Source organism: Roseovarius tolerans (assembly GCF_900109855.1).
Classification (GTDB): domain Bacteria; phylum Pseudomonadota; class Alphaproteobacteria; order Rhodobacterales; family Rhodobacteraceae; genus Roseovarius; species Roseovarius tolerans.
Genome location: NZ_FOBO01000004.1, coordinates 1 through 24,034, shown reverse-complemented (window position 1 = coordinate 24,034; position 24,034 = coordinate 1). Strand labels below are relative to the sequence as shown.

Sequence of the window (24,034 nt, the reverse complement as noted above, 5' to 3'; positions counted from 1 at the left end):
CCTCAGCGCCAGCACAGAATTTCGACACGCCGGTTCTGCGCCATGCCACCGGCGGTATTGTTCGACGCTTTCGGCATCCGCTCGCCATAGCCGCGCACATCCGCGATCTGCGCCCCGGTGCTGGCCGCCACCGCGGCCACCGAATTGGCGCGACGCAGCGACAGGTCCATGTTGTATTCATCCGACGCGCGGCTGTCGGTATGGCCCACGATGGTATAGGAAATCGCCTGCGTATCACGGAAGAATTGCGCCAGCCGGTCGCGGGCCGAGGCGTGAATGCGCGCGCTGTCGGTGGCAAAATGCTGATCGGTGTTGACCACGCCGCACAGGTTTGCCTCGCGGCACACCGGGATGCCCTGACGGCTGACATGCGGGCTCATGTAGCCCTCGACGCCGTCATCCATCACCCAATGCTCACAGCCATCGGGATCGACCCAGATGGTGGGAATGTATCGCTCGCCACTCACGATCCGATCACCGCTCTGGGCAAATGCTGCCCCTGCCGCCAGGCCCAGAGAGAGCGCCGCGACCGCAGACCCTTTCACCAGACCGTGCAGCGTTTCCGAAGTCAATTTCGCCACGACCACTGTCCTTATATTACCCTATGCCGGGTCACCCGACACGCCGGCACACCCAACTCAAATGCAATGAAAGTTTAGCAAGAAAGCTGTCAAAGTGAAGCATATTCCACCAGATATTGTGGACTAAGCAGAAACAATCCCAAGTCAGCGCCGCATTTCCGCCGCATTTCATGCAGGCGCGCGCGTATCAGACCGAGACGATTCGCCCTGAAAGAGAGTTCGGCCCGCTCTCGATGATTTCCACCTGCGCCAGATCGCCCGGCTGCACACGGTCATCCGTCACGTGAACCGCGTGCAGGTAATCCGACTTGCCGACCATCTGTCCGGCCATGCGCCCGGGTTTTTCAAAGAGCACGCCAACGGTGCGCCCGACCATCGCATCCTGCGCCGCGCGCTGTTGCCGGGTGATCAGCGCCTGAAGCCGTTGCAGACGCTCGGATTTCACGTCCTCGGCCACCTGCGCGCGTTCCGCCGCCGGGGTGCCGGGGCGCGTGGAATACTTGAATGAGAACGCGTAGCCGTAATTGACCGCCTCGATCAGGTCCATCGTGGCCTGAAAATCCTCTTCCGTCTCTTCCGGAAACCCGACGATGAAATCGCCCGATATCAGGATATCTGGCCGCGCCGCGCGGATACGCTCTATCAGCCGCAGATAGCTTTCGGCGGTGTGGCTGCGGTTCATCCGCTTGAGGATGCGGTCACTGCCCGACTGCACCGGCAGATGCAGATAGGGCATCAGCTTGGCACACTCGCCATGCGCCGCGATCAGATCGTCATCCATGTCGTTGGGGTGGCTCGTGGTAAAGCGGATACGCTCCAACCCGTCGATGTCATTGAGCGCCCAAATCAGCCGCGCCAGCGACCAGTCGCCGCCCTCTCCCACGCCATGATAGGCGTTGACGTTCTGCCCCAGCAGGGTGATCTCGCGCACGCCCCGCTCGACCAGATCACGCGCCTCTTCCAGCACGCGCGCCGCCGGGCGGCTCGCCTCGGCGCCACGAGTATAGGGCACCACGCAGAAGGCGCAGAACTTGTCACAGCCCTCCTGCACGGTCAGAAACGCTGTCGGGCCGCGCTTGGCCTTGGGGCGCTGCCGCAGCGTGTCGAACTTGTCATCGAGCGGAAAATCGGTGTCGAGCGCCTTTTCGCCCCCGCGCACCCGCGCCTCCATCTGCGGCAGGCGGTGATAGCTCTGCGGCCCCACCACCAGATCGACCAGCGGCTGACGGCGCATGATTTCCTGCCCCTCGGCCTGCGCCACGCAGCCCGCCACACCGATCTTGAGATCGGGCTTTTCCTCCTTCAGCGCACGGAACCGTCCCAGTTCCGAATAGACCTTCTCGGCGGCCTTTTCGCGGATATGACAGGTGTTGAGCAGGATCATGTCGGCCTCGGCCGCATCCTCTGTGGTGACATAGCCCGCGCCGCCCATCGCCTCGGCCATGCGCTCGCTGTCATAGACGTTCATCTGACAGCCATAGGTCTTGATATAGAGCTTTTTCACATCCGCCATGCGCCGGGCCTCCGCCTGAGGGTTCAAGCCGGGTGACTACATCACTGCAGGGGGCACTTGCAATGCCCGCGCGTTTGACGGAATCTGCCGCCAACAAGAGGACAGAGCAGCCGATGACCGCCCCGACCCTGACCGAGTTTCTCGCCGCCCCCGACACCGCCCTCGCCAAGGGGCCGGTGGCAATGGTCTTTGCCGAGGATGAGGTGGAGCTTGATTCCACCCTGCGCCACCATGTCGATTCGGGGTTCAACTCGGTGCTCTTCTTCGCCCCCGACAGCTTTACCCTCGCCCCCGACGTCACTGAAAACCCGCTCATCCATCGCATCGCCTATGATCTGCCCTCGGGCGACAGCCTGACCGGGGCGGTGGACGCGGTGATCAAGGCCGCGCCGGGGCTGTGGATGTATTACTGCTACAATGCCGAATACCTCTTTTACCCGTTCTGCGAGACGCGCACCATCGGCGAGCTTCTGGCCTTCCACACCGAGGAACGGCGCGACGCGATGCTGACCTATGTCATCGACCTCTATGCCGGCGATCTCGCGCGCCATCCCACTGCTGTCTCGCTGGAAGAGGCGCATATGGACAAATCCGGGTATTACGCGCTCGCCCGCAACGACCCGGCCAATCACAACCACCCGCGCGAACGCCAGCTCGATTTCTTCGGCGGGCTGCGCTGGCGCTACGAGGAGCATATCCCCGCCGCCCGGCGCAAGATCGACCGGATCGCGCTTTTTCGGGCCAAGGCCGGGCTGACCCTGCGCGACGATCACACGTTTTCGGACGAGGAATACAACACCTATGCCTGCCCGTGGCACAACAACCTGACGGGGGCCATCGTGTCATTCCGCACCGCCAAGGCGCTCAAGCGGAACCCCGGCTCGACCTTCGATATCGAGGGCTTCCACTGGCACAACTCAATCCCGTTCGAATGGCACTCCCGGCAATTGCTCGATCTGGGGCTGATGGAGCCGGGGCAATGGTTCTGACGCGGGTGGCCTATTGCTGCCGTTGAAGTTCAGCCCCAATGCGCGGAATCAAGGTGCCGCAGGCACCGCCGCGCAGCGCCCGACTGCCCCCTCGGGCGGGCGCTGCACGGCTCATTTCTGAAACCGTCAACGGCAGTTCAAGGCCACTAACAACATCCGAAAACTGTCATCGGCAGCCCCTACCCGCGCCCCTGCTCGCGCGCGCTCGGATGCTCTGACGCCACGAACGGCACCTCCGACACCACCGCCGCAACCGACTGCCCCGAGGTCTCCTGATACATCTCCGGCAATTCGACCTGCAACTGCGTGCCGACGGCGGACTTGTCCCACGGCACATAGGCCAAGGCGATATTTTGCTCCAGTTCCGGCGAATACCACGGCGAGGTGACATAGCCGCAGCGCGCGCCTTCGGCATCCCCGACCAGCCAGAAATCAGGCGCATAATCGGTGATCGGCAACCCGCCCATCTTCAGCCCGACCAGCTTGAGCGAGAACGGATAGCGCCCCGCCTCGATCTCGTCGCGCTGCGCCTCCAGCGCCGCCTTGCCGATGTAATCGACGGGTTTCGCGCGCGGCACCTGATAGGCGAGATTGACCTGAAACGGTGAGGTCTCTGAGTCCATGTCCTGCCCCCAGGACAGGATCCCGGCAGCGATCCGGCGATGATGGCCCGGCGCGATCACCCGCAGCCCGTAACGCGCCCCCAGGCCGCGCAGCGCATACCAGACGCGCTCTGCGGTCTCCGAGGCATCGCGCACGTAGATTTCATAACCCTTCTCGCCGCTGAACCCGGTCTGACTGATGACCACCGGGCAACCCTCGATCTGCGCCTCCATCAGCCCATAATAGGGGATGTCGCGCAGCGCCTCGCCGATCAGGTCGGCCATAAGATCCTCCGAGAGCGGCCCCTGAACCTGCAGCGGCGCGACGTCCAACTCGCGGATATCCACATCCCAGCGGCGCGGCGTGTTCACCCCCTGCAGCCACAGCATCAGGTCGCTATCCGAGACCGAGAACCAGAACTCGTCCTCGGCCAGTCGCAGCAGGACCGGATCGTTCAGGATGCCGCCCTTGTCATTGCACAGGATGCAATACTTGCCATGCATCGGCTTGATCCGCGTGGCGTCGCGGGTGATCACGGTGTTGACGAACGCCTCGGCATCGGGGCCCTTGACGCGGATCTGTCGCTCGACCGCGACATTCCACAGGGTCACGCCATTGACCAGCGCGCGATACTCGGCCATCGCCCCGCCATCTTCGGGGCGGGCATAGCCGCGCGGATGATACATCCGGTTGTAGATCGTCGCGCGCCAGGCCCCGGCCTCGATCGACAGGTGCCAGAACGGCGATTTCCTGACCCGGGTCGAGACCAGCATCTGCACAGGCGTCGGCCCGGATTGGCGAAGATTGGCGGGCACGGTGCGATCCGACTGATCCACGCCGGGCACATTCGGGTGGGTGCGGTTCTGGTAGGTCATGCAAATGACGTGGGGATCGCCTAGGGCGCGGTCAACACGCGCGCGGCAGAATCCCGATCACGGACCTTCAAGCGGGACACCCCCGCCCCTCAGACGCCCGAAGCCGCCTCGCCCTTTTCGGTCGCCGCGCGCTGCGTTTCAGGATCGAGCACCAGCCGCGCCACGTTATTCACCACCAGCGTCATCCCGGCATGTACCGGCGGCGCGATCTCCGGCTCCTGCCAGATCGCTCCAAGACAGCAGCCGACCATCGCAAGATTGACCACCCGCGCCCATCCGCGCGCATTTTGCGCCCGCTGTCGGCAACGCGCCTGTCGTGGCGTAAGATATTCGGTGCGATCAAACATGCCGGAAGTCTGGCATCACAGCATGGCAGCAATATGGCGCTGCCAGATCAGAGGTTTTCGGCCTGCGGCATGCCCAGCACGTGATAGCCGCAATCCACATGGATGATCTCGCCGCTGGTGCAGGCACCTGCGTCGGACGCAAGGTAGACCGCCGTGCCGCCGATCGCCTCCAGCGTGGCATTGGCCCGCATCGGCGCATTCATTTCCGTGTGCTTGAAGGTCTTGCGCGCGCCACCGATCGCGGCCCCCGCCAGCGTCCGCATCGGGCCGGGGCTGATCGCGTTCACGCGAATACCCTCGGGGCCCAGATCGTTGGCCAGATAGCGCGTCGCCGCCTCAAGCGCGGCCTTGGCCACGCCCATGATGTTGTAATTCGGCACGACCTTGTTCGACCCCTGATAGGTCAGCGTCAGCAGACAGCCGCCATTGTCGCGCATCATCGGATGCGCCCGGCGGGCCACCTCGATAAAGGAATAGGCCGAGATCTCCATCGAATGCTTGAAGTTCTGACGGCTGGTGTTGAGGAACCGCCCGGTCAGTTCCGACTTGTCGGAATAGGCGATGGCATGGACCACGAAATCAATCGTCGGCCAGCGGTCGGCCAGCGCCGCAAAGGCCGCATCGAGCGAGGCGTCATCGGTCACATCCACATCCAGCAGGATATCCGAGCCGACGCTCTCGGCCAGCGGGGCCACGCGCCGCGCGAAATTCTCGCCCTGATAGGAAAACGCCAGTTCCGCCCCCGCCGCGTGCATTTCCCGGGCAATCCCCCACGCGATGGAGCGGTCATTGGCCACCCCCATGATCAGGCCGCGCTTGCCCTGCATCGAATTTATCATCTGCGTGTCATCCGTGATACTTGCTCAGCAGCATGCAGCCATTGGTGCCGCCGAAGCCGAAGGAATTGGTCATCACCGTATCGAGCCCGGCATTATCCACCCGGTCGGTCGCGATCTCGGCCGCGTCAAGCGCAGGGTCGAGCGTCTCGACATTGATCGACGGAATGATGAAATCGTGCTCCAGCGCCAGCAGGCAATAGATCGCCTCCTGCGCGCCGGTGGCCCCCTGGGAATGACCGGTCATCGACTTGGTGGAACTGATCGGCGGGGTGGTGCCGTGCCCGAAGATGCGGCGCACCGCCTCGACCTCGCCGACATCGCCCACGGGGGTCGAGGTGCCATGCGCGTTGATATAGCTCACCTTGCGGTCCTCAGACAGCGTCGACAGCGCCACGCGCATCGCGCGCTCACCGCCCTCGCCCGAGGGCGCAACCATGTCGGCCCCGTCCGAGGTGGCCCCGTAGCCTGTCACCTCGGCATAGATCTTGGCACCCCGGGCGCGGGCGTGCTCCAGATCTTCCAGCACCACGATGCCGCCGCCGGCCGAGATCACGAACCCGTCGCGATCGGCGTCAAAGGCACGACTCGCACGCTCCGGCGAGTCGTTGTATTTCGACGACATCGCGCCCATCGCATCAAAGAGGCAAGACAACGTCCAGTCCAGCTCCTCGCCGCCACCCGCGAACATCACATCCTGCTTGCCCATCATGATCTGCTCGGCGGCATTGCCGATGCAATGCAGGCTGGTCGAACAGGCCGAGGTGATCGAATAGTTTATGCCCTTGATCCGGTAGGCGGTGCTCAGATTGGCAGAGATCGTCGAGCACATCGTCTTGGGCACCGCGAACGGCCCGATGCGCTTGGTCGATCCGGTTTTCAGAACCGTCTGATGCGCCTGCAACATCGCCGAGGTCGACGGCCCGCCCGAGCCCGCGACCAGACCGGTGCGCGGGTTGACGATATCGGCCTCCTCGAGCCCGCTATCGGCGATCGCCTGCCCCATGGCGATATGCGCATAGGCCGCCCCCGGCCCCATGAAGCGCAGCGTGCGCTTGTCGACATGCTCGGCGACATCGAGGTCGATCGCCCCCGCGATCGTGCTGCGAAAGCCGTGTTCGGCCATCGCCTCATTGGCGGTGATGCCCGATTTTCCCTGCCTGAGAGAGGTCAGGACCTCTTCGGCGTTGTTGCCGATGCTGGATACGATCCCCAGCCCGGTGACGACGACACGACGCATAGGCGCTCTCCTTGTTTCAGCGCGGATCAGTTTTCCGAAAGGGCGACCTTCATGTCGCTGACCTGATAGATGACCTCACCATCGGCCTCAACCCGGCCATCGGCAACCCCCATCGTGAGACGACGGGTCTGCACCGCCTTTGTGAAATCCACGTAATAGGTCAGCATCTTTCTGTCAGGGCGCACCATGCCCGTCAGCTTGACTTCGCCGACGCCGAGCGCATAGCCGCGCCCCTGCCAGCCGCGCCAGCCGAGGTTGAAACCGGTCAACTGCCACAGACCATCAAGGCCCAGACAGCCGGGCATGATCGGATTGCCCGGAAAGTGGCATTTGAAGAACCAAAGATCGGGGTCGATGTCGAATTCGGCCACGATATGCCCCTTGCCATGCGCCCCGCCATCGCCCGACACCTCGGTGATGCGGTCCATCATCAGCATCGGCGGTTCGGGCAATTGCGCATTGCCCGGCCCGAAAAGCTCGCCGCGGGCGCATTTCAGCAGATCGTCGCGATCGAAACTGCTTGGATAATCGGCCATTCGGGCGGCCCCTTTCATTGCTTGCTTCGCAAAAGAACTTGTCCTGAAACCCTCTAACACCGGGCAAAAGCCCCTTGCAAGCCTGCCGCAGTGTTGCGGCCTTGTTTCGCGGCAGATGAATTTTGTTTGAACTCGGGGGGGGCGCGGCCCTATATTACAGACAAAGAAGGGAAAGGCGATCCATGACAACGCAAGCGACGACAGTGGCGACCGATTGGCTCTCGGGGGCCGGGCTGCGGCCCACGCGGCAGCGCGTGGCCTTGGCGCGTCTTCTCGTGGGGGATGGCCAGCACCGGCACGTCACCGCCGAAAGCCTCTTTGCCGATGTGCAGACCCAGGGCGAAAGCGTGTCGCTGGCCACCGTCTACAACACGCTGCGCGCGTTCTGCGAGGCCGGGCTCATTCAGGAAGTGACGGTCGATGGCTCCAAGAGCTATTTCGACACCAACACCCATGACCACCCGCATTTCTTCTGGGAAGACGAAAACCGCCTCAGCGACGCCCCCGCCGACGAGCTGGAAATCTCGCGCCTGCCCTCAGCCCCCGACGGCGCCGAGATCAGCGCGGTCGACGTCGTGATCCGCCTGCGCCGCACGGCGCAGTAAGGTCACTCCGACGGCGCGATCCCCGACAGTCCGGCCTGCGTGACCCGGCGGCGCGATGCCTCCAGCCCCGCCTCGAACCCCTCGGCATCGCCATAATCCACGAATTGCGCGTAATAGGCATGATGCGTGCCGACGCGGGCGGCGTGCTTGATCGGGCACCAATAGGCCTCGGTCCGGCCCGCGACCTCCTGCACATAGCCGATCAGCCCGTTGCAATAGCCGCAATAGACACAGTTCAGCTTTTGCAGCGCGTTGAGATAGGCAAGGTGGTGCCGGTCCACGCGGATGAAATCGGCGCGGCGCACCTTGTCGATGCCATAGGCCGGAAAACAGATGGCCTGATAGAGCGTGACGAAGAGATCCAGCAGCACGAAGGGCACGATCAGGCTGTAGATCACCGGCGCGGTGATCACCGTCAGGGGCCGGGTCTGGCGCAGGAACGTCAGCAGGCGCACCCTCATCTCGCGGTGACGTCGGCGCACCTCGGCCTCGAACACCACCCGCCCGTTTTCGAACCCGTAGCGGAACGCGGCACGGCGGCGGGCGAATTCCTCGTCCAACTCGTCCTGCAGCTCACGGATACGGGTCAGAATCTTTTCGGTCGCGGACATGGCGGGCCCTTTCGGCGTGATGCGATCGGGATCATCCTAGAGGGCTTGTCGTCGAGTCTGCAACGAGTGGCCTTGAGCGGACCTAAGAGCCAACCGCGCGAATAGCACCGAAGGTGCCGCGCGATCGCCGGGCCGTCCCGCGGCCTGGCGATTTGATGGGGCGCGCAACGTGTCGAGTTACGACTGACTTGGCTAGGATAAAGTGCCCGCCACGACCGTTGAATCGCCAGTCCCCGGCCCTGCGATCGCGCGGCACCTTCTTGCAGTCATCCGTTGCCCACTTCAGGCCAACACCCCCCTAAAACGCAACACGCCGGGCCAAGGCCCGGCGCGTGCACTCATTCAAACCTGCAAGCGAGATCAGGTGATATCCACCAGCTCGATAGCAAAGGTCAGGTCCTTGCCCGCCAGCGGGTGATTGGCGTCGAGGATCACCTGCTCCTCGGTGACCTCCACCACAGTCACCGGCATCACCTGCCCCTGCGGCGTCTGCACCTGCAGCTGCGTGCCCAGATCAAGCGGGATATCCTCGGGGATCTCGGCGCGCGGCACGGCCTGCTGCGCATTGGGGTCGGGCTGGCCATAGGCCTGATCGGCGGGCACGTCGACGGTCTTCTTCTCGCCGACGGCCATGCCTTCCATCGCGGCATCGAGGCCGGGGATGATCTGGCCCGAGCCGACCACGAATTCCAGCGGATCGCGGCCTTCACTGGAATCGAAGGTCTGACCATCGGTCAGGGTGCCGGTATAATGTACGCGAACTGTATCGCCCGATTTGACTTGCGTCATGGCTGTTCCAATCTGTTGTGTATGGGGAGTGCGTGAGTTTGCAAGGCCGCGCCGGTCGCGCGGGTGCTTGTGTGGCTGGCGCGAATCGTAACCGCCTATGGCCAGATTTGCAAACCGATCCTTGGCCGCTCACTGCGCCGTATGCGCATGGGGTCTTTCCCCCCCGCCCCGTCCATGCCAGTCTGCGCGCGAAATCACCCGCACGATCACCCAAGAGGGGATACCATGCCGATCACCACCTGCATTTTCGACGCCTATGGCACGCTCTTCGACGTCGCCGCCGCCGCGCGCAGCGCCGCGTCCGAGCCAGGGCGCGAGACCTTCGCCCGCCACTGGCCCGCCATCGCCGAGAAATGGCGCCTTAAGCAGTTGCAATACACCTGGCTGCGCGCCGTGATGGGCGAGCATGTCGGCTTCTGGCAGGTCACGCAGGACGGGCTCGACTGGACGCTAGAGGCCGAAGGTCTGGGCGATGACGCCGACCTGCGCGAACGCCTGCTGCAACTCTACTGGGAACTCGAGGCCTACCCCGAAGTGCCCACCATGCTCGCCGCCCTCAAGGAGGCGGGAAAGGACACCGCGATCCTGTCCAACGGCGCGCCCGACATGCTCGACGGTGCGGTGAAATCGGCCGGTATCGGCGCGCTTCTCGATGATGTGCTCTCGGTCGAGAGCGTCGGCATCTTCAAGCCCGCCCGGGTGGTCTATGACCTTGTCGGCCAACGTTTTGGCTGCGCCCCCGAAGAAGTGCTCTTTGTCTCCTCCAACGGCTGGGACGCCTGCGCCGCCGCCGGGTATGGCTTCAACACCGTCTGGGTCAACCGCGCGGGCGATCCGGTGGACCGCCTGCCCGCCGCCCCCGACCGGCAACTGACCGATCTCTCCGGCATCCCCGATCTGGCGCGCAGCTGATGGCACGTTTCACGACGTCGGACGGGCTCTCGCTCCACTACACCGATGCAGGCCACGGCCAACCCGTGCTCTGCCTTGCTGGCCTCACCCGCAACAGCGCCGATTTCGGCTTTCTCACCCCGCATCTCTCGGGTTGCCGGATGATCTGCATGGATTATCGCGGGCGCGGACAGTCCGATCACACGCCCGATTTCATGTCCTACAACATCCTGCGCGAGGGGCAGGATGCGGTCGAGTTGCTCGATCATCTCGGCATCGACCGCGTCACCCTCATCGGCACCTCGCGCGGCGGGCTCATTGCCATGGCCCTCGGTCACACCGCCCATGACCGGCTGGCAGGTGTCGTGCTCAACGATATCGGCCCCGAGGTCACCACCGAAGGCATCGAACGCATCATGGATTATGTCGGGCGCGAACCCGCCCTGCCCGATCTCGACGCCGCAGGCGGCGCGCTCGCCCATGTCAACGCGCGCGCCTTTCACGGCGTGCCGCTGGCCCGCTGGCGCGCACAGGCCGAGGCGATGTTCTTTGAGAAACCCGGCGGCGGGCTGGGCCTGCGCTATGACCCGAAGCTGCGCGATGCGCTCGTCGGTCAGGCGGGCGCAGGCGAGGCCGCGGATCTGTGGCAGCTTTTCGATGCGCTGGACGGCCTGCCCCTTGCCGCGATCCGGGGTGCCAATTCCGATCTGCTGAGCGTGGAGATCTTCCAAAAAATGCAGGACCGCCGCCCCGACATGATCGCCGCCACCGTGCCTGACCGGGGCCACGTCCCGTTTCTCGACGAAACCCAATCCCTCACCGCCATTCGCGCCCTTCTGGACCAGACAAGATGACCGATATCACCATGATCCGCAGCGCCGCCGCCCGCCTCGCAGGCCACGCAAGGCGAACGCCGCTGCTCTCCTCGCCCTTTCTCGACGAGATCGCCGGGCGGCGCGTCTTCGTGAAACCCGAATGCCTGCAACACACCGGCAGCTTCAAGTATCGCGGCGCGCGCTCCGCCATCTCCGCACTCGACCCCGACACCCGCGCCCATGGCGTGATCGCCTTTTCCTCTGGCAACCACGCGCAGGGCGTGGCGCTCGCCGCCAGCGAATTCGGCGTGCCCGCCGTCATCATCATGCCAAGGGACGCGCCGCGCATGAAGATCGACAACACAAGCGCCCTCGGCGCCGAGGTGGTGCTTTATGATCGCGCGGCCGAGGATCGCGACGCCATCGGCGCGCGGCTCAGCGCCGAGCGCGGCCTGACCCTGATCAAACCCTATGACGAGCCACAGGTGATCGCAGGCCAAGGCACCACGGGGCTTGAGATCGCCGAGGATGCGGCGGCCCTCGGCATCGAGACGGCGGATGTGCTCGTGTGCTGCGGCGGTGGCGGTCTCACCTCGGGCATCGCCCTGGCGCTCGAGGCCGACGCACCCGGACTGCGCGCCCGCCCCTGCGAGCCGGAGGGGTTTGACGACGCCACCCGCTCTCTCAGCCATGGCAGGATCATGCGCAATGCGCAGACCACGACCGGCCTCTGCGATGCCATCGTCACGCCGCAACCGGGCGATATCACCTTTCCCATCCTACACCGCCTCTGCGGTCCCGGCCTTGTGGTGAGCGACGACGAGGCGCTGCACGCCATGGCGCTCGCCTTTTCCCGGCTCAAGCTGGTGGCTGAACCCGGCGGCGCGGTGGCCCTCGCGGCAGCCCTCTTCCGCACGGATGAGATCGAGGGCGATGCGGTGATCTGCACCATTTCCGGCGGCAATGTCGATGCGGATGTTTTCCAAACGGCGCTAAGCCAGTTCGCCTGAAGGAGCAAGAATGCCTTTCGCAGAGTTCGATGATGTAACGATCCACTACCTCGACGAGGGCACGGGCCCGGCGCTCGTGCTCGCCCATGCGCTCGGCACCGGCACGCATCTGTGGGACAATGTCGTGCCGCTGCTGCCGCCCGGCCTGCGCGTGGTCCGCTACGACGCGCGCGGCCACGGGCAATCCTCCACCCCGCCCGCGCCCTACACGATGGGCGCGCTGATCCGCGACGCGGAACGGCTGATGGACCATCTCGGCCTGCGCGACACGATCTTCGTCGGTCTCTCCGTCGGCGGCATGGTGGCGCAGGGGCTGGCGGTAAAGCGCCCCGACCTCGTGCGCGCACTGGTGCTCTCGAATACCGGCGCCAAGATCGGCACACCCGCGATCTGGGCCGAGCGCATCGCCACCGCCCGCCGCCCCGGCGGAATGGAGGATCTGGCCCGCGGCTCGTGCGAGCGGTGGTTCCCCCGCGCCTATGTCAAAGCCGGCCACCACCAGCCGTGGTATGAGCATCTCTGCGCTCATGACCCCGAGGGATACGCGGGCTGCGCCGCCGCGATTTCCGGCACCGATTTCTACACCCCCACCTCCGGGTTGCGCATCCCCACCCTCGGGATAGCGGGGGCCGAGGACGGCTCCACCCCGCCCGATCTCGTGCGTGAAACCGTCGATCTCATCCCCGGCTCGCAATTCCGCCTGCTGCGCGGTACCGGGCATGTGCCACCCGTGGACGCACCCGCCGATTATGCCGCCTGCCTTGGGGATTTCATCAACGCCACGGGACATCTGCGCGCCGCGCCGTCAGGGCATTGAGGGGACTTTTGGCTTGGAGCGGACAGAAGGGGCAACCGCGCGAAACGCACCGAAGGTGCCGCGCGATCGCCGGGCCGTCCCGCGGCCTGGCGATTTGAGGGGTTGTGCAACGTGTTGAGTTTAGAATGACTTGGCTGGGATAAAGCGCGGGCAACAACCGTTGCTTCGCCAGTCCCCGGCCCTGCGATCACGCGGCACTTTCTGGCAAAGTGCAAACGCCCGCTCCAGCCCAACCCAAACCCCCACAAAATTGCCCTTGAACCCTCCCCCGAATCCCCCTCACCTGTGAAAAAACGAGGGAGAAATTCATGCACACCATCAAGGCCGCCGTCTGTCACACATTCGGCGCTCCGCTCACCGTCGAGGACGTCCACCTACGCGCCCCCGAGGCGGGCGAGGTCCTCGTCGATCTCGACGCCGTGGCGATCTGTCATTCGGACATTTCCTATGCCGATGGCGGCTGGGGCGGATCGCTCCCGGCGGTCTACGGCCACGAGGCGGCAGGCCGGGTGCGCGGCATCGGGGCCAGTGTCACAGGGCTGACCGCAGGCGACCCGGTCGTCGTCACGCTCATTCGCGCCTGCGGCCAATGCCCAAGCTGCGGCAGCGGGCGGCCCACGGGATGCGAGACGCCCTATGACGGCGATCACGGCCCCCTCACGACCACGGATGGCGGCAAGCTGCATCAGGCCATGGCCTGCGGGGCCTTCGCCGAAAAGGTCGTGGTGCATCACAGCCAGGTGGTGAAACTGCCCGAAGGCATCGACATGGCGGCGGCCTCATTGCTGGCCTGCGGGGTGATCACCGGCGTCGGTGCGGTGGTCAACGCGGCACATCTGCGCGCGGGGCAGGACGTGGTGGTGATCGGCGCAGGCGGCGTCGGCCTCAACGCCATTCAGGGCGCGCGCATCGCGGGCGCGCGGCGTATCGTGGCAGTGGACATGAACGAAGAAAAACTCGCCATCGCGCGAGAGTTCGGCGCGACCGACGGCGTGCTTGCCACCGAGGACAAGCCGTGGCGCGCGGCCAAGGCGGCGATGGGGCGCGGGGCCGATGCGGTGCTCGTCACCGTGGGGGTCGCGCGCGCCTATGACGAGGCGCCGCGCTACCTCGCGGGCGGCGGCCGGATGATCATGGTCGGCATGCCCCATAGCGGCGCCGAGAGCCACTACGAGGCCGCCAATTTCGCCGCCATGGGACAGGCGCTTGTCGGCTCCAAGATGGGCGAGGCGGTGATCCGCCGCGACATCCCATGGATGGTCGATCTCTACGAACAGGGGCGGCTGAAACTCGACGAGCTGATCTCGGGCCGCTGGCGGCTCGACCAGATCAACGAGGCCATCGCCGACACCAAGACCGGCGCCGCCAAGCGCAACGTGATCGTGTTCGACTGACGGCACCGGCACCGACGCGATACCGACGTAATACCGACACGATACCGACCGGCAAAATCAGCCCCCCGGAGACCCAATGAAACTGCAAGACCTCGACATCATCGTGACCTCGCCCCCCGCCCCCGGCTGGGGCGGGCGCTATTGGATACTGGTGAAACTGACCACCGATAACGGCATCACCGGCTGGGGCGAATGCTACGCCGCCTCCGTCGGGCCGGACGCGATGCGCGCCGTGATCGAGGACGTGTTCACGCGCCACATGGCAGGTGAAAGCCCTGAAAACATTGAACTTATGTTCCGCCGTGCCTATTCCTCGGGCTTCACGCAGCGCCCCGATCTGACGGTGATGGGTGCGTTTTCCGGGCTGGAAATCGCCTGCTGGGACATCTTGGGCAAGGCGCGCGAGCGTCCGGTCTGGGCCTTGCTCGGCGGCCGGATGAACGACCGCATCCGCGCCTATACCTATCTCTACCCCCTGCCGCACCACGATCTGAGCCAATTCTGGACCTCCCCCGAGATGGCCGCCGAGAGTGCGCTCGACTGCGTAAGTCGCGGATATACCGCGATAAAATTCGATCCAGCCGGCCCCTACACGATGCGCGGCGGGCATATGCCCGCGATGTCCGACATCACCATGTCGGTCGCCTTCTGCCGCGCCATCCGCGAGGCCGTGGGCGACCGCGCCGACCTTCTCTTCGGCACCCACGGGCAATTCACCACCGCCGGTGCCATCCGCCTCGGACAGGCGTTGGAGCCCTACTTTCCGCTCTGGTATGAAGAGCCCATACCCCCTGATAACATTGAAGAAATGGCCCGTGTGGCCCGGGCCGTGCGCATCCCCGTCGCCACCGGAGAGCGGCTGACCACCAAGGCCGAATTCGCCGCCGTCCTGCGCGCGGGTGCCGCCGAAATCCTGCAACCCGCCCTTGGCCGCGCAGGCGGGATATGGGAGATGAAAAAGGTCGCCGCCATCGCCGAGGCCCATAACGCGCAACTGGCCCCCCACCTCTATGCCGGACCCGTGGAATGGGCAGCGAATGTGGCCCTCGCCACCTCCATCCCCAACATCTTGATGGCCGAGACCATCGAAACGCCGTTTCACAGCGCGCTCATCAAGGGCGGTATCACGGTCGAGGACGGCTTCATCACCCCGCCCGACACCCCCGGCCTCGGCATCGACGTAGACGAGGCCCTCGCCCGCGCGCACCCCTTCGACGGGGACGGCCTGCACCTGGAAATGCAGGACGCCCCTTGCGATTACGTGAACGGCAACAGCTTCGCCGGAGGCGCACCGCTAAAGACGGAGTGAGTCGGCGAAGCACGGGCAAAACTGGAAAAGTGCTTTCTAAGGAAGCACTTGCAGCCACAGCCAAGCCGTCACCACCGTCAGCGCCGTCGAGATCAACACGCTCGACGCCGCCACCCGCTTGGCGTGGCCGTAGATATTGGCGAAGATATAAGCGTTGACCCCCGGCGCCATCGCCGCCGTCACCACCGCCGAGCGCAGCGCATCGACCGACAGGCCAAGCCCCCGCCCGAGGCCATAGGTGACCAGCGGATGCGCCAATAGCGAGGCGGCACAGACATAGAGGATCACCCGCATATCGCCCTCGGGCTTGTATTGCACAAGGATACCCCCCAACCCAAAGAGAGCCGCCGGAAGCGCCGCGCGCACCATCAGGTCAACCGCATCATTGAACGGCACCGGCAACGGCAACCCCGAGAGATTGACGGCGAACCCCGCGCCGATGCCCATGATCAGCGTGTTCGAGAACATCGCCCGCAGCACCTTGCCCACGACCGTGATCCCCGCCTGCCCGCGCGCCTTCACAACCTCCATCACGGTGATGCCGATGCCGTAGCAAAAGGGCGAATGGATCGCGATGATCGCGAAATTCGCCGAAAGCGCATCTACACCGTAGGCGCGCTCCATGATCGGCAGGCCCAGAAGGACCGAGTTGGAAAACAGCCCGCAAAAGCCGATGGCGACCGCGTCCTCCCAAGAGCGGCCAAACAGGAACCGGCCGCCCAAGAGGCCCAGTAGGAACCCCGACAGCGCCCCCACGTAGAAGCTGAGAAGTAGCCGCCATTCAAAATTCTGCCCCAGATCGAGCCGGGCAATAGCGGCGAAAAGCAGGCAGGGAATCGCGAATTTCTGGGTGAAGGTCATCAGCCCCTCGACCCCAACCTGACTGAACCAGCCGCGCCAGACCGCGAGATAGCCAAAGCCGATCACCAGAAAGACCGGCAGGATGACTTCGATCAGCGCCTGCATCGCATCAGACCGCGTAGCGGATGATCATCCCATCATAGGCCGGGGTGATATGTTCAGGCGTCTCGTCAGCGACGGTCTGATAGTCAAGGTCGATATGCATATTGGTCAGCACGGCCCGGCGCGGGGCCGCCCGCGCGATCCATTCAAGCGCCAGTTCAAGATGCGCATGCGTCGGGTGCGGCGTGCGGCGGAGCGCGTCGAGTACCCAGCAATCAAGCCCCTGAAGTGTGGGCCAGACCGCTTCGGGGATCTCGGCCACATCGGGCAGGTAGGCCAGATCCCCCACCCGAAAGCCAAGCGCATCAATAGAGCCATGCCCGACCTGAAACGGGGAGAGCGGAATAGCACCCCCAGCCCCTTCGATCTCGAAAGGGCCATCAATCGTGTGCATGTCGAGGATCGGCGGATAGGGGCTATCCTCGGGCTGGGTGAAGGCATAGCCGAAGCGCGAATAAAGCGCGTTCTGCGTGTCACCATCGGCATAGACCGGCAGGCGTTGGCGCATGTTGAACACGATCATCCGGAGGTCGTCGATGCCATGCACGTGATCGGCATGGGCATGGGTATAAACCACCGCATCGAGCGCGCCTATGCCCGCATCCAGCAGCTGCGCACGCAGGTCGGGCGACGTGTCGATCAGCACGCGGGTCACGCCGCCTTCTGTCTCGCGCTCGATCAGTAGCGAACAGCGCCTCCGCGTATTGCGCGGCTCAGACGGGTCGCAATCGCCCCAATGCCCACCAAGGCGCGGCACACCGCCCGAAGAGCCGCAGCCGAGAATGGTAAAGCGCAACTCGCCCATCACAGCACCGCCTTGGTGAACAGCCGCTCGAAATTGGCCTCGGTCTGCGCGGCGAATTCTGGCCACTCCATGCCGAACACCTCGGCCCCCTTTTGCGCGGTATGCACGGTATAGGATGGCTCATTGCGCTTGCCGCGATAGGGCGGCGGCGCGAGATAGGGCGCGTCGGTCTCGACCAGAATGCGGTCCACCGGGGCGGCCGCGAAGATATCGCGCAGCGCTTGGCTCTTGGGAAAGGCCGCGATGCCCGACATCGACAGGTAAAACCCGAGATCGAGCGCCGCCTTGGCCAGATCCGGCCCCGAAGAAAAGCAATGCATGACGCAAGTGTATGCCCCGTTGCGATATTCCTCGGTCAGGATGCGCGCCATGTCCTCGTCGGCATCACGGGCATGGATGATGAGCGGTAGGCCGGTGTCCCGCGCCGCCGCGATATGGATGCGCAGGCTCTGCTGTTGCACCTCGGCGCTCTCGGCGGTGTAATGGTAGTCGAGCCCGCTCTCGCCGATGCCCACGAATTTCGGATGCGCGGCGAGCGCCACCAACTCCTCCACCGACGCCATCGGCTCGGCGGCGGCGCTCATCGGATGCGTTCCGGCAGCGTAGAACACCTCCGGATACGCCTCGGCAATGGCGCGCACCTGAGGTTCCTGCCGCAGCTTGGTGCAGATCGTCACCATACGTGTCACGCCCGCCTTCACTGCGCGGGCGATCACATCGTCACGCTCGGTGTCGAAGTCGGGAAAGTCGAGGTGGCAATGGCTGTCGGTGATGCGGATCTCGGTGCTCATGCCTCTCCCTCGGCGGGCGCTCAGCCCTTCGCGGTTTGCTGAATTCTGAACACCGTATCTAGGACTAGGCTGGCAGGGTCAAGGTTGACCGCCCGGCCATGCCGCGCCCGCGCGCCGATCTCTTGCGCGCAATCCGCCCAATCCCGCGCGCGCTGCGGATCAGGCGCAAGACGCGAGAGCAACGCGGCCTCACCCGGGGCGGCCTCTGCCCCCGGCGGATGACCGGTCGCGCCGGTGCGCGCGAGGCGGATCATGAAGAGATCGGTTAAGGAAAACAGCAGGTCTCGCCGCTCTTCCGCACCTCGCATCGCCGCCGCCTCGGCCAGCTTCAGCGCGCGCGCCCGATCAAGGCGCGGCAGGCTTTCCATCAGGCCGACAAGCTCCGAATAGGTCTTGAGACCGCCCAGATTGAGCAGCCGCACCGCAGCCCCGACCGAGCCACCCGACAGTTCCGCAAGCGCCAGAGGATCGCCCTCAAGCGCGATGCCCGCCTGTTCGAGCGCAGTGGCCATGTCCTCGGGGCCGAGCGGGGCCAGCCGCAGCGTGCGGCAGCGCGAGCGGATCGTCGGTAAAAGGCCAGAGGGTTGATGTGAAACGAGCAAGAGAACTGTGCGCGCGGGCGGCTCTTCCAGCATTTTGAGGATCGCGTTGGCCGCCTGCGTGTTGAGCTCATCCGCCGCATCGACGATCACCACACGCCGCCCGCCATCCGCCGAGGACAGCGCGAAGAAATTGCCCAGCTTGCGCACCTCGCTCACCCGGATTTCGGCGGCGAGTCGGTCGCCCTTGTCATTGGGACCACGCCGCAGCAGGAAAAGCCCCGGCTCCGACAACGCGAGCATGCGCCGCGCAACAGGGTGCTCGGGCTCCACATCCAGCGACGCGGGCGGCGGCGGCGCCCCGAAAAGCCCGTCACCCTGCGCCTCCTGATTGGCCAGCAGAAAGCGGGCCAACCGCCAGGCAAAGGTAGCCTTGCCCACCCCGCGCGGCCCGGTGATCAGCCACCCATGATGCAGCCGCCCACTGTTGAACGCATCAAGGAATTCCGTCTCTGCGGCCCCCTGCCCGATCAGACGCGCGGTCTCGCGCGGGTGCGGCGCGCCTTCGACGCGATCAGGATCTGGCAGGAACTCGTCACTCATGGCAGCCGCGCCTCCACCGCGCGCGCCACATCCCCGGCAACCGTCTCTACCCCACGCCCGCCGTCGATCACGACGAAACGCCCGTCGAATTCCTTGGCCAAAGCCAGAAACCCGGCGCGCATCCGCGCCTGCAGCCCTTCTCCGAAGGATTCGAATCGTTCCTCGCCGCCGCCACGCGACAGAGCGCGGCCCAGCCCCACATCGGGCGCGATGTCGATGAGCACCGTCACATCCGGCTCGCGCCCGATCATCAACTCGTGCAACTGATCGACCAGCCCGCGCAGGTCGGCGCGACCAAGGCCCTGATACATCCGCGTGCTGTCGGCGAAACGGTCGCAGATCACCACCTGACCGGCGGCAATCGCAGGCAAGATCACACGTTCCAGATGGTCACGCCGAGCCGCTGTAAAGAGCAAAAGCTCGGTCTCGGGCGACCAGCGATCCTTGTCTCCCTCCAGCACCAGACGGCGGATCTCTTCGGCCCCGGCACTGCCGCCCGGCTCGCGGGTCAGCACCACGTCGCGGCCACGCTCGCACAGATGTTCGGCCAGCAGGCGCGCCTGCGTGGACTTGCCCGACCCGTCGATGCCCTCGAAACTGACGAACAGGCCCGACCCGCTCAAAGCGCGCCCCCGGGACCTTCCTGCAACCGTTTGATCAACAGCCCCGAGACCGTCCGCAAACGGGTCACGAACCCGCCCTGCGCAACGGCTTCGGCAGCCACCAGCGGCACCCGCGTCTCGGGCAGCCCCTCGGGTGTCAGCACCAATTCAGCCAGTTGATCGCCCGCTGCCACAGGCGCACGCACGGGGCCGGTATAGACCACCTGTGCCGCAACCTGATCCCCGCCCAACACCGGCAAAAGCGTTTCGACGTCCTCGGCCGGGGTCAGCCCCACACTCTGCGCCTCGCCCATCCAGACCGGCGCGCGCGCCACCTCGTCTCCGGCCTTCACCACGGATTTGCGCGCGAATTGGCGAAACGCCCAATTGACGATCGCCTCGGATTCTCGGGCGCGGGCGGAGGCACTGTCGAGGCCGGAAATCGCAAATATGACCCGGCGGTCACCCTGCCGTGCCGAGCCGGTGAGGCCATATCCCGCCTCCTGCGTGTGCCCAGTCTTGAGCCCGTCCGCCCCGATGCCCAGACCCAGAAGCGGATTGCGATTGTTGATGTTGCTCGGCGCACGCCCGTCGAAGCGGTACTCGCGCTCGGCGAACATCTCGTAGAATTCTGGGAAATCCTGAATGATGTGCCGCGCCAGCAACGCCAGATCACGCATGCTCATGACATGGCCATCGGCAGGCCAGCCGTTGGAATTCTTGAACACCGAATTGGTCATGCCCATCTGCTGCGCGCGCTGCGTCATGAAGCGGGCGAACCCGGCCTCGGTGCCATCCGGGCTCAGCGCCTCGGCGATCACCGCGCAGGCGTCATTGCCCGACAGCACGATGATCCCGCGCAACAGATCCTCGACGCTCACGCGGTCAGTGGTGTCGAGAAACATGGTTGAGCCACCATAGCTCATGGCATGCTGCGAAACCGGCAGGCGTTCATCCAGTGACAAGCGCCCACTGCGCACCGCCTCGAAGGCCACATAGAGCGTCATCAGTTTCGACATCGAGGCGGGCGGCAGCGGCGTGTCGGCGTTCTTGTTGAGCAGAACCGTGCCGGTGGTGACATCGAGCACATAAGCTGCGCGCGCGCTCGTCTCGAACGCGGCGGCGGGCCAGGCCAGCATCAGCCCCAGAAGACCGGCAAGGATAGGGCGGATCAGGCGCATACTCCCCTCCATTGATCAGTTGGTGACGGGATAGGCATCGTCAAAGCCGATCCCCTGAATCTTTTTCAGTACGGTGCCGCGCTCCGACGTGCTGGTGACGGGACCGACGATGACCCGCCAGAACGCCTTGCCCTGTGAAGACTGTTCCAGCACGGTGGGCACCATCCCCGCCTGCCTCATCGCGGTTGCAGTGTTCTGGGCGTTCTCCTCAACACTGAATATACCGACCTGGATAAACGGCTTTTCCAGCGCAGATGCACGCGGGGCGGGACGCGGTTTGGGCGTCTCGACCGGGGCGGGGGCGGCTGCGGTCTCAGCCTGCGCTTCGGCGGCCTCGATGGCCGCGGCGGCGCCCGCGACCGGGTCAAGCGCACTTTCTTCGATGTCCTGCGTCTCGGCGAGCGGTTCAGTCGCGGCCTCCGCCTCGGGCTCTGGTGCGACCGGAGTTTCTTCGCGCCGCAGGGCCGTGACGTTGAGCTGCGTCGGCGCGCCTGCCAGCATGCCAAGGGCGGCGGCGGCATCCGATGACACCTGCAACGCAGGCCCCGGCGCCTCGCGCTCGCGCCGGAACAGTGCGCCGATCACAAAATTCGAATTCGACGTATTGCGGATGATCACCCGCTCGGGCTCTTTCACGTCAGGATGCGCCACCCAGACCCCGCCAAGCGACGGACGACCGTCCCACAGGCCCATGTCGGTGACCTGAAACACATCCGGAGCCTCGACGTCGCGCTCCACCAGCTTGACCGAACTGCCGGAACGCGCCGGGACTTCACCGCCGCGCGTATCGGGCTGGAGCGAGAAATTGCCATTCTCATCGCATCCGGCCAGCACCGCGAGACCAAGCCCCGCCAGCATCAAACGGCACCACGGTGCCCGTCCGCCCCCAATCGCATATGTCATGTTCTGCCCCTTGCCTGTAGCTCACGCCCACCCGGCCTGCGCCGGTTTTCCGGTCGCGCCGCTCGTTATTCCGGCATGATCCCGCGCACACTCTAGCGCCTCACCCGCGACGTGAAAAGTGCGCAGGCGCGGCATGGGCGATTTTCCACGCGAAACAACATCTTTCAGAATCGTGCGCGGCGCTGTAGGAGCATCCGGGCCGGAGGAGTGGCAGAGTGGTCGATTGCACCGGTCTTGAAAACCGGCGTGCGTGAGAGCGTACCGTGGGTTCGAATCCCACCTCCTCCGCCAAAGTATTTATCGTTATATATCATATACTTAAGCGGTACGCGAATCATCTTATTGGACCCCTTATTGGACCCGCTGGTGTATAAATAGGCTCCTCACCCTAGGCACAGGTTGTTCGCGCCTGCAACTGGCCACTAGTAGCCTGAGCGCTTTCCGTGCTACATGATGTGTAAGCCGCTAAAAATCGATAATATATGGTGTTTCAGGAGCGCGATGTGACATATAAAAAGACGCTTTGGAGGCCGCGCAACGTGCTCAAACCGCCCAAGAAGGTGCACAAAGCTCTTGACGGCATTCAAACCGAACTTGTCCGAGTTGCTGTGACGAAACTGATCAGCTCCGCGCAATTGAATGACTATCGGCACCTTGGTATGCCGGAAGAGGAAGGCGCTGTAGTTTCGACTTTGCCTCTCGCAGAAATGGGTAAATGGTCAACGCGGAACCGTGAGGGGTGGATCGAACGGCGTACCGACCTACCAAAGATCACCAAGTCTCGAACCTTCGAGACGCCCAATTTTGGCGATGCCGCAACATACGGAACACATGTCCACTACCTCGAACAAGAGGTATACCAGCGCGAACACCATGAACCCCGCTTCTACGAGTTGGAAGCCGAACTTCTTAAGGCAGGCAAAGAAAATGCAGCCGGATTGTTCCGCTTTGCCTTGGACCGCGATCTTGATCGCACTAGCGAAGTATTCGAGGATGAGTTGTTGCTGGCGCTGAACCTGCTGCAAGAAAACGTCGGAACTTGTAGCGTGTTCGCGAGCGACGCCAGCCGTGACGACTATATACGGACTGTCCAAATGGACTGGCAGTTCTTTCCACCCGGAACCCGTGATGAGGTTGTCGAACGCCTACTTGATGGAGGCAGGATATCGGGCGAAGCTGCACGCACAGTTGCAGAAAGAGTAGCGCTATTTGAACGCCTAGAACCTCAGCAATACATTCGCGGAGCGGGCGGATTGCATGCGTATGTCGGGGCAAAGTTCGCGGACAACCTAGTGGTATTTGAGAACGTCAGATACGGGAACGCACTTTATGTTCTCTACGACGATTGGGAGGACGTATCTCAACGCTCGCGACTTGAACTGTTGAAGGGGACCGATGAGCGTTTTGACCGCTTCGTTCATACCGAGGGATGGGAAGAACGCTTTCTTGAGTTGCTGCGGACAAAAAAGCGGGAACGCGGAATATAGAGGGAATGGAGTTTAGGGCATTGTCAAAGGAACTTGGGTTGAGGCGGAGTTGATGCCGCCCTACCCTGCTCGGATGAAAAACCGAGACCCTTTCAAATACTTCAAGACGAGCCCTGAGATCATCCGCCTGGCGGTTATGATGTATGTGCGGTTCCCTTTGTCTCTCCGGAACGTCGAGGATCTGCTGCATGAGCGCGGCATAGATTTAAGCCATGAAACGGTGCGGTATTGGTGGCATCGGTTCGGGCCATTGTTTGCAGCAGAGATCAAAAAACGCCGTGTGGCCGGATTGAAATCCAGCCGCTGGCGCTGGCACCTGGATGAGATGTTCGTGAAAATCAACGGTGAGAGACATTATCTGTGGCGAGCCGTTGATCACGAAGGCGAAGTTCTGGAAAG

General features: G+C 64.2%; 26 protein-coding genes and 1 tRNA gene. 11 read left to right on the top strand and 16 right to left on the bottom strand.

From position 1 onward, the window contains the following. Positions 1–2: 2 nt before the first annotated feature. Entirely contained in the window at positions 3–581 is a 579-nt protein-coding gene (locus BMX04_RS04750) for an OmpA family protein (RefSeq protein ID WP_074785241.1), read from the bottom strand. A 187-nt stretch (positions 582–768) separates the two neighbouring features. Next, positions 769–2,094, bottom strand: a complete 1,326-nt coding sequence (miaB, locus tag BMX04_RS04745; RefSeq protein ID WP_074785240.1) for a tRNA (N6-isopentenyl adenosine(37)-C2)-methylthiotransferase MiaB — start codon at positions 2,092–2,094, stop codon at positions 769–771. 113 nt (positions 2,095–2,207) lie between these two features. On the opposite strand from miaB, the gene BMX04_RS04740 reads away from it, so the two are divergent. Next, positions 2,208–3,083 (top strand): hypothetical protein, encoded by an 876-nt coding sequence (locus BMX04_RS04740; RefSeq protein ID WP_074785239.1) that lies wholly within the window; start codon positions 2,208–2,210, stop codon positions 3,081–3,083. 179 nt (positions 3,084–3,262) lie between these two features. Here the strand turns inward: BMX04_RS04740 and BMX04_RS04735 are convergent, their stop codons facing one another. The 5 genes from BMX04_RS04735 to fabA all read right to left on the bottom strand — a co-directional run bounded on the left by BMX04_RS04735 (position 3,263) and on the right by fabA (position 7,520). Then, entirely contained in the window at positions 3,263–4,561 is a 1,299-nt protein-coding gene (locus tag BMX04_RS04735) for a glycine cleavage T C-terminal barrel domain-containing protein (RefSeq protein ID WP_074785238.1), read from the bottom strand. An 89-nt stretch (positions 4,562–4,650) separates the two neighbouring features. Next, positions 4,651–4,908: a hypothetical protein gene (locus BMX04_RS04730; protein ID WP_050662661.1), complete on the bottom strand. Its 258-nt coding sequence runs from the start codon at positions 4,906–4,908 to the stop codon at positions 4,651–4,653. Positions 4,909–4,955: 47 nt separating this feature from the next. Further along, complete coding sequence (locus BMX04_RS04725) at positions 4,956–5,747, bottom strand: enoyl-ACP reductase FabI (protein ID WP_050662660.1); 792 nt, start codon at positions 5,745–5,747, stop codon at positions 4,956–4,958. Between the two features lie 7 nt (positions 5,748–5,754). Continuing rightward, positions 5,755–6,984 carry a beta-ketoacyl-ACP synthase I gene (fabB, locus tag BMX04_RS04720; RefSeq protein WP_074785237.1) on the bottom strand — a complete coding sequence of 410 codons (1,230 nt, stop codon included), beginning with the start codon at positions 6,982–6,984 and terminating at the stop codon, positions 5,755–5,757. Positions 6,985–7,010: 26 nt separating this feature from the next. Continuing rightward, positions 7,011–7,520 (bottom strand): bifunctional 3-hydroxydecanoyl-ACP dehydratase/trans-2-decenoyl-ACP isomerase, encoded by a 510-nt coding sequence (fabA, locus tag BMX04_RS04715; RefSeq protein WP_074785236.1) that lies wholly within the window; start codon positions 7,518–7,520, stop codon positions 7,011–7,013. Positions 7,521–7,702: 182 nt separating this feature from the next. Between fabA and irrA the strand changes: the two genes are divergently transcribed. Beyond that, positions 7,703–8,125: an iron response transcriptional regulator IrrA gene (gene irrA, locus BMX04_RS04710; RefSeq protein ID WP_050662657.1), complete on the top strand. Its 423-nt coding sequence runs from the start codon at positions 7,703–7,705 to the stop codon at positions 8,123–8,125. 2 nt (positions 8,126–8,127) lie between these two features. Here the strand turns inward: irrA and BMX04_RS04705 are convergent, their stop codons facing one another. Both BMX04_RS04705 and BMX04_RS04700 read right to left on the bottom strand, forming a co-directional pair. Further along, positions 8,128–8,736 carry a hypothetical protein gene (locus tag BMX04_RS04705; protein ID WP_074785235.1) on the bottom strand — a complete coding sequence of 203 codons (609 nt, stop codon included), beginning with the start codon at positions 8,734–8,736 and terminating at the stop codon, positions 8,128–8,130. A gap of 360 nt (positions 8,737–9,096) precedes the next feature. Beyond that, complete coding sequence (locus BMX04_RS04700; protein WP_050662655.1) at positions 9,097–9,525, bottom strand: FKBP-type peptidyl-prolyl cis-trans isomerase; 429 nt, start codon at positions 9,523–9,525, stop codon at positions 9,097–9,099. A gap of 225 nt (positions 9,526–9,750) precedes the next feature. Between BMX04_RS04700 and BMX04_RS04695 the strand changes: the two genes are divergently transcribed. The 6 genes from BMX04_RS04695 to BMX04_RS04670 all read left to right on the top strand — a co-directional run bounded on the left by BMX04_RS04695 (position 9,751) and on the right by BMX04_RS04670 (position 15,761). Next, positions 9,751–10,437, top strand: coding sequence for a haloacid dehalogenase type II (locus tag BMX04_RS04695; protein WP_074785234.1), 687 nt, complete (start codon positions 9,751–9,753; stop codon positions 10,435–10,437). Further along, a complete protein-coding gene (locus BMX04_RS04690) occupies positions 10,437–11,270 on the top strand; it encodes an alpha/beta fold hydrolase (protein WP_074785233.1) in 834 nt (277 codons plus the stop codon). Before BMX04_RS04695 ends, BMX04_RS04690 begins: the two co-directional genes overlap by 1 nt. Continuing rightward, the gene (locus tag BMX04_RS04685; protein ID WP_074785232.1) at positions 11,267–12,241 is read left to right on the top strand and encodes a threonine ammonia-lyase; all 975 of its coding nucleotides are present in this window, start codon (positions 11,267–11,269) and stop codon (positions 12,239–12,241) included. The genes BMX04_RS04690 and BMX04_RS04685 overlap by 4 nt, the downstream gene beginning before the upstream one ends. A 10-nt stretch (positions 12,242–12,251) precedes the next feature. Beyond that, on the top strand, positions 12,252–13,058 hold the full coding sequence (pcaD, locus tag BMX04_RS04680; protein ID WP_074785231.1) for a 3-oxoadipate enol-lactonase: 807 nt from the start codon (positions 12,252–12,254) through the stop codon (positions 13,056–13,058). Between the two features lie 308 nt (positions 13,059–13,366). After that, positions 13,367–14,452 (top strand): zinc-binding dehydrogenase, encoded by a 1,086-nt coding sequence (locus tag BMX04_RS04675; RefSeq protein ID WP_074785230.1) that lies wholly within the window; start codon positions 13,367–13,369, stop codon positions 14,450–14,452. Positions 14,453–14,528: 76 nt separating this feature from the next. Then, positions 14,529–15,761, top strand: a complete 1,233-nt coding sequence (locus tag BMX04_RS04670) for a mandelate racemase/muconate lactonizing enzyme family protein (protein ID WP_074785229.1) — start codon at positions 14,529–14,531, stop codon at positions 15,759–15,761. Positions 15,762–15,797: 36 nt separating this feature from the next. On the opposite strand, the gene BMX04_RS04665 is transcribed toward BMX04_RS04670, so the two are convergent. From BMX04_RS04665 to BMX04_RS04635, 7 genes are read right to left on the bottom strand one after another with little or no spacing between them, the layout of a single operon-like run. Continuing rightward, positions 15,798–16,727 (bottom strand): AEC family transporter, encoded by a 930-nt coding sequence (locus BMX04_RS04665; RefSeq protein WP_074785228.1) that lies wholly within the window; start codon positions 16,725–16,727, stop codon positions 15,798–15,800. A 4-nt stretch (positions 16,728–16,731) separates the two neighbouring features. Beyond that, complete coding sequence (locus BMX04_RS04660) at positions 16,732–17,529, bottom strand: MBL fold metallo-hydrolase (protein ID WP_074785227.1); 798 nt, start codon at positions 17,527–17,529, stop codon at positions 16,732–16,734. Beyond that, entirely contained in the window at positions 17,529–18,320 is a 792-nt protein-coding gene (locus BMX04_RS04655; protein WP_074785226.1) for a TatD family hydrolase, read from the bottom strand. Before BMX04_RS04655 ends, BMX04_RS04660 begins: the two co-directional genes overlap by 1 nt. Before the next feature lie 20 nt (positions 18,321–18,340). Further along, the gene (locus tag BMX04_RS04650; RefSeq protein WP_074785225.1) at positions 18,341–19,462 is read right to left on the bottom strand and encodes a DNA polymerase III subunit delta'; all 1,122 of its coding nucleotides are present in this window, start codon (positions 19,460–19,462) and stop codon (positions 18,341–18,343) included. After that, positions 19,459–20,085: a dTMP kinase gene (tmk, locus tag BMX04_RS04645; protein ID WP_074785224.1), complete on the bottom strand. Its 627-nt coding sequence runs from the start codon at positions 20,083–20,085 to the stop codon at positions 19,459–19,461. Before tmk ends, BMX04_RS04650 begins: the two co-directional genes overlap by 4 nt. Then, positions 20,082–21,245, bottom strand: a complete 1,164-nt coding sequence (locus BMX04_RS04640) for a D-alanyl-D-alanine carboxypeptidase family protein (RefSeq protein WP_074785223.1) — start codon at positions 21,243–21,245, stop codon at positions 20,082–20,084. Before BMX04_RS04640 ends, tmk begins: the two co-directional genes overlap by 4 nt. 15 nt (positions 21,246–21,260) lie before the next feature. Next, positions 21,261–22,148, bottom strand: a complete 888-nt coding sequence (locus BMX04_RS04635; protein WP_074785222.1) for an SPOR domain-containing protein — start codon at positions 22,146–22,148, stop codon at positions 21,261–21,263. 201 nt (positions 22,149–22,349) lie between these two features. Here BMX04_RS04635 and BMX04_RS04630 point away from each other — a divergent pair. The 3 genes from BMX04_RS04630 to BMX04_RS04620 all read left to right on the top strand — a co-directional run. Further along, a tRNA-Ser gene (locus BMX04_RS04630) sits at positions 22,350–22,439 on the top strand. Positions 22,440–22,651: 212 nt separating this feature from the next. After that, positions 22,652–23,635 (top strand): hypothetical protein, encoded by a 984-nt coding sequence (locus BMX04_RS04625; RefSeq protein WP_139194496.1) that lies wholly within the window; start codon positions 22,652–22,654, stop codon positions 23,633–23,635. A 73-nt stretch (positions 23,636–23,708) separates the two neighbouring features. Then, a partial coding sequence (locus tag BMX04_RS04620) for a DDE-type integrase/transposase/recombinase (RefSeq protein WP_139194495.1) occupies positions 23,709–24,034 on the top strand: 326 nt, incomplete at its 3' end.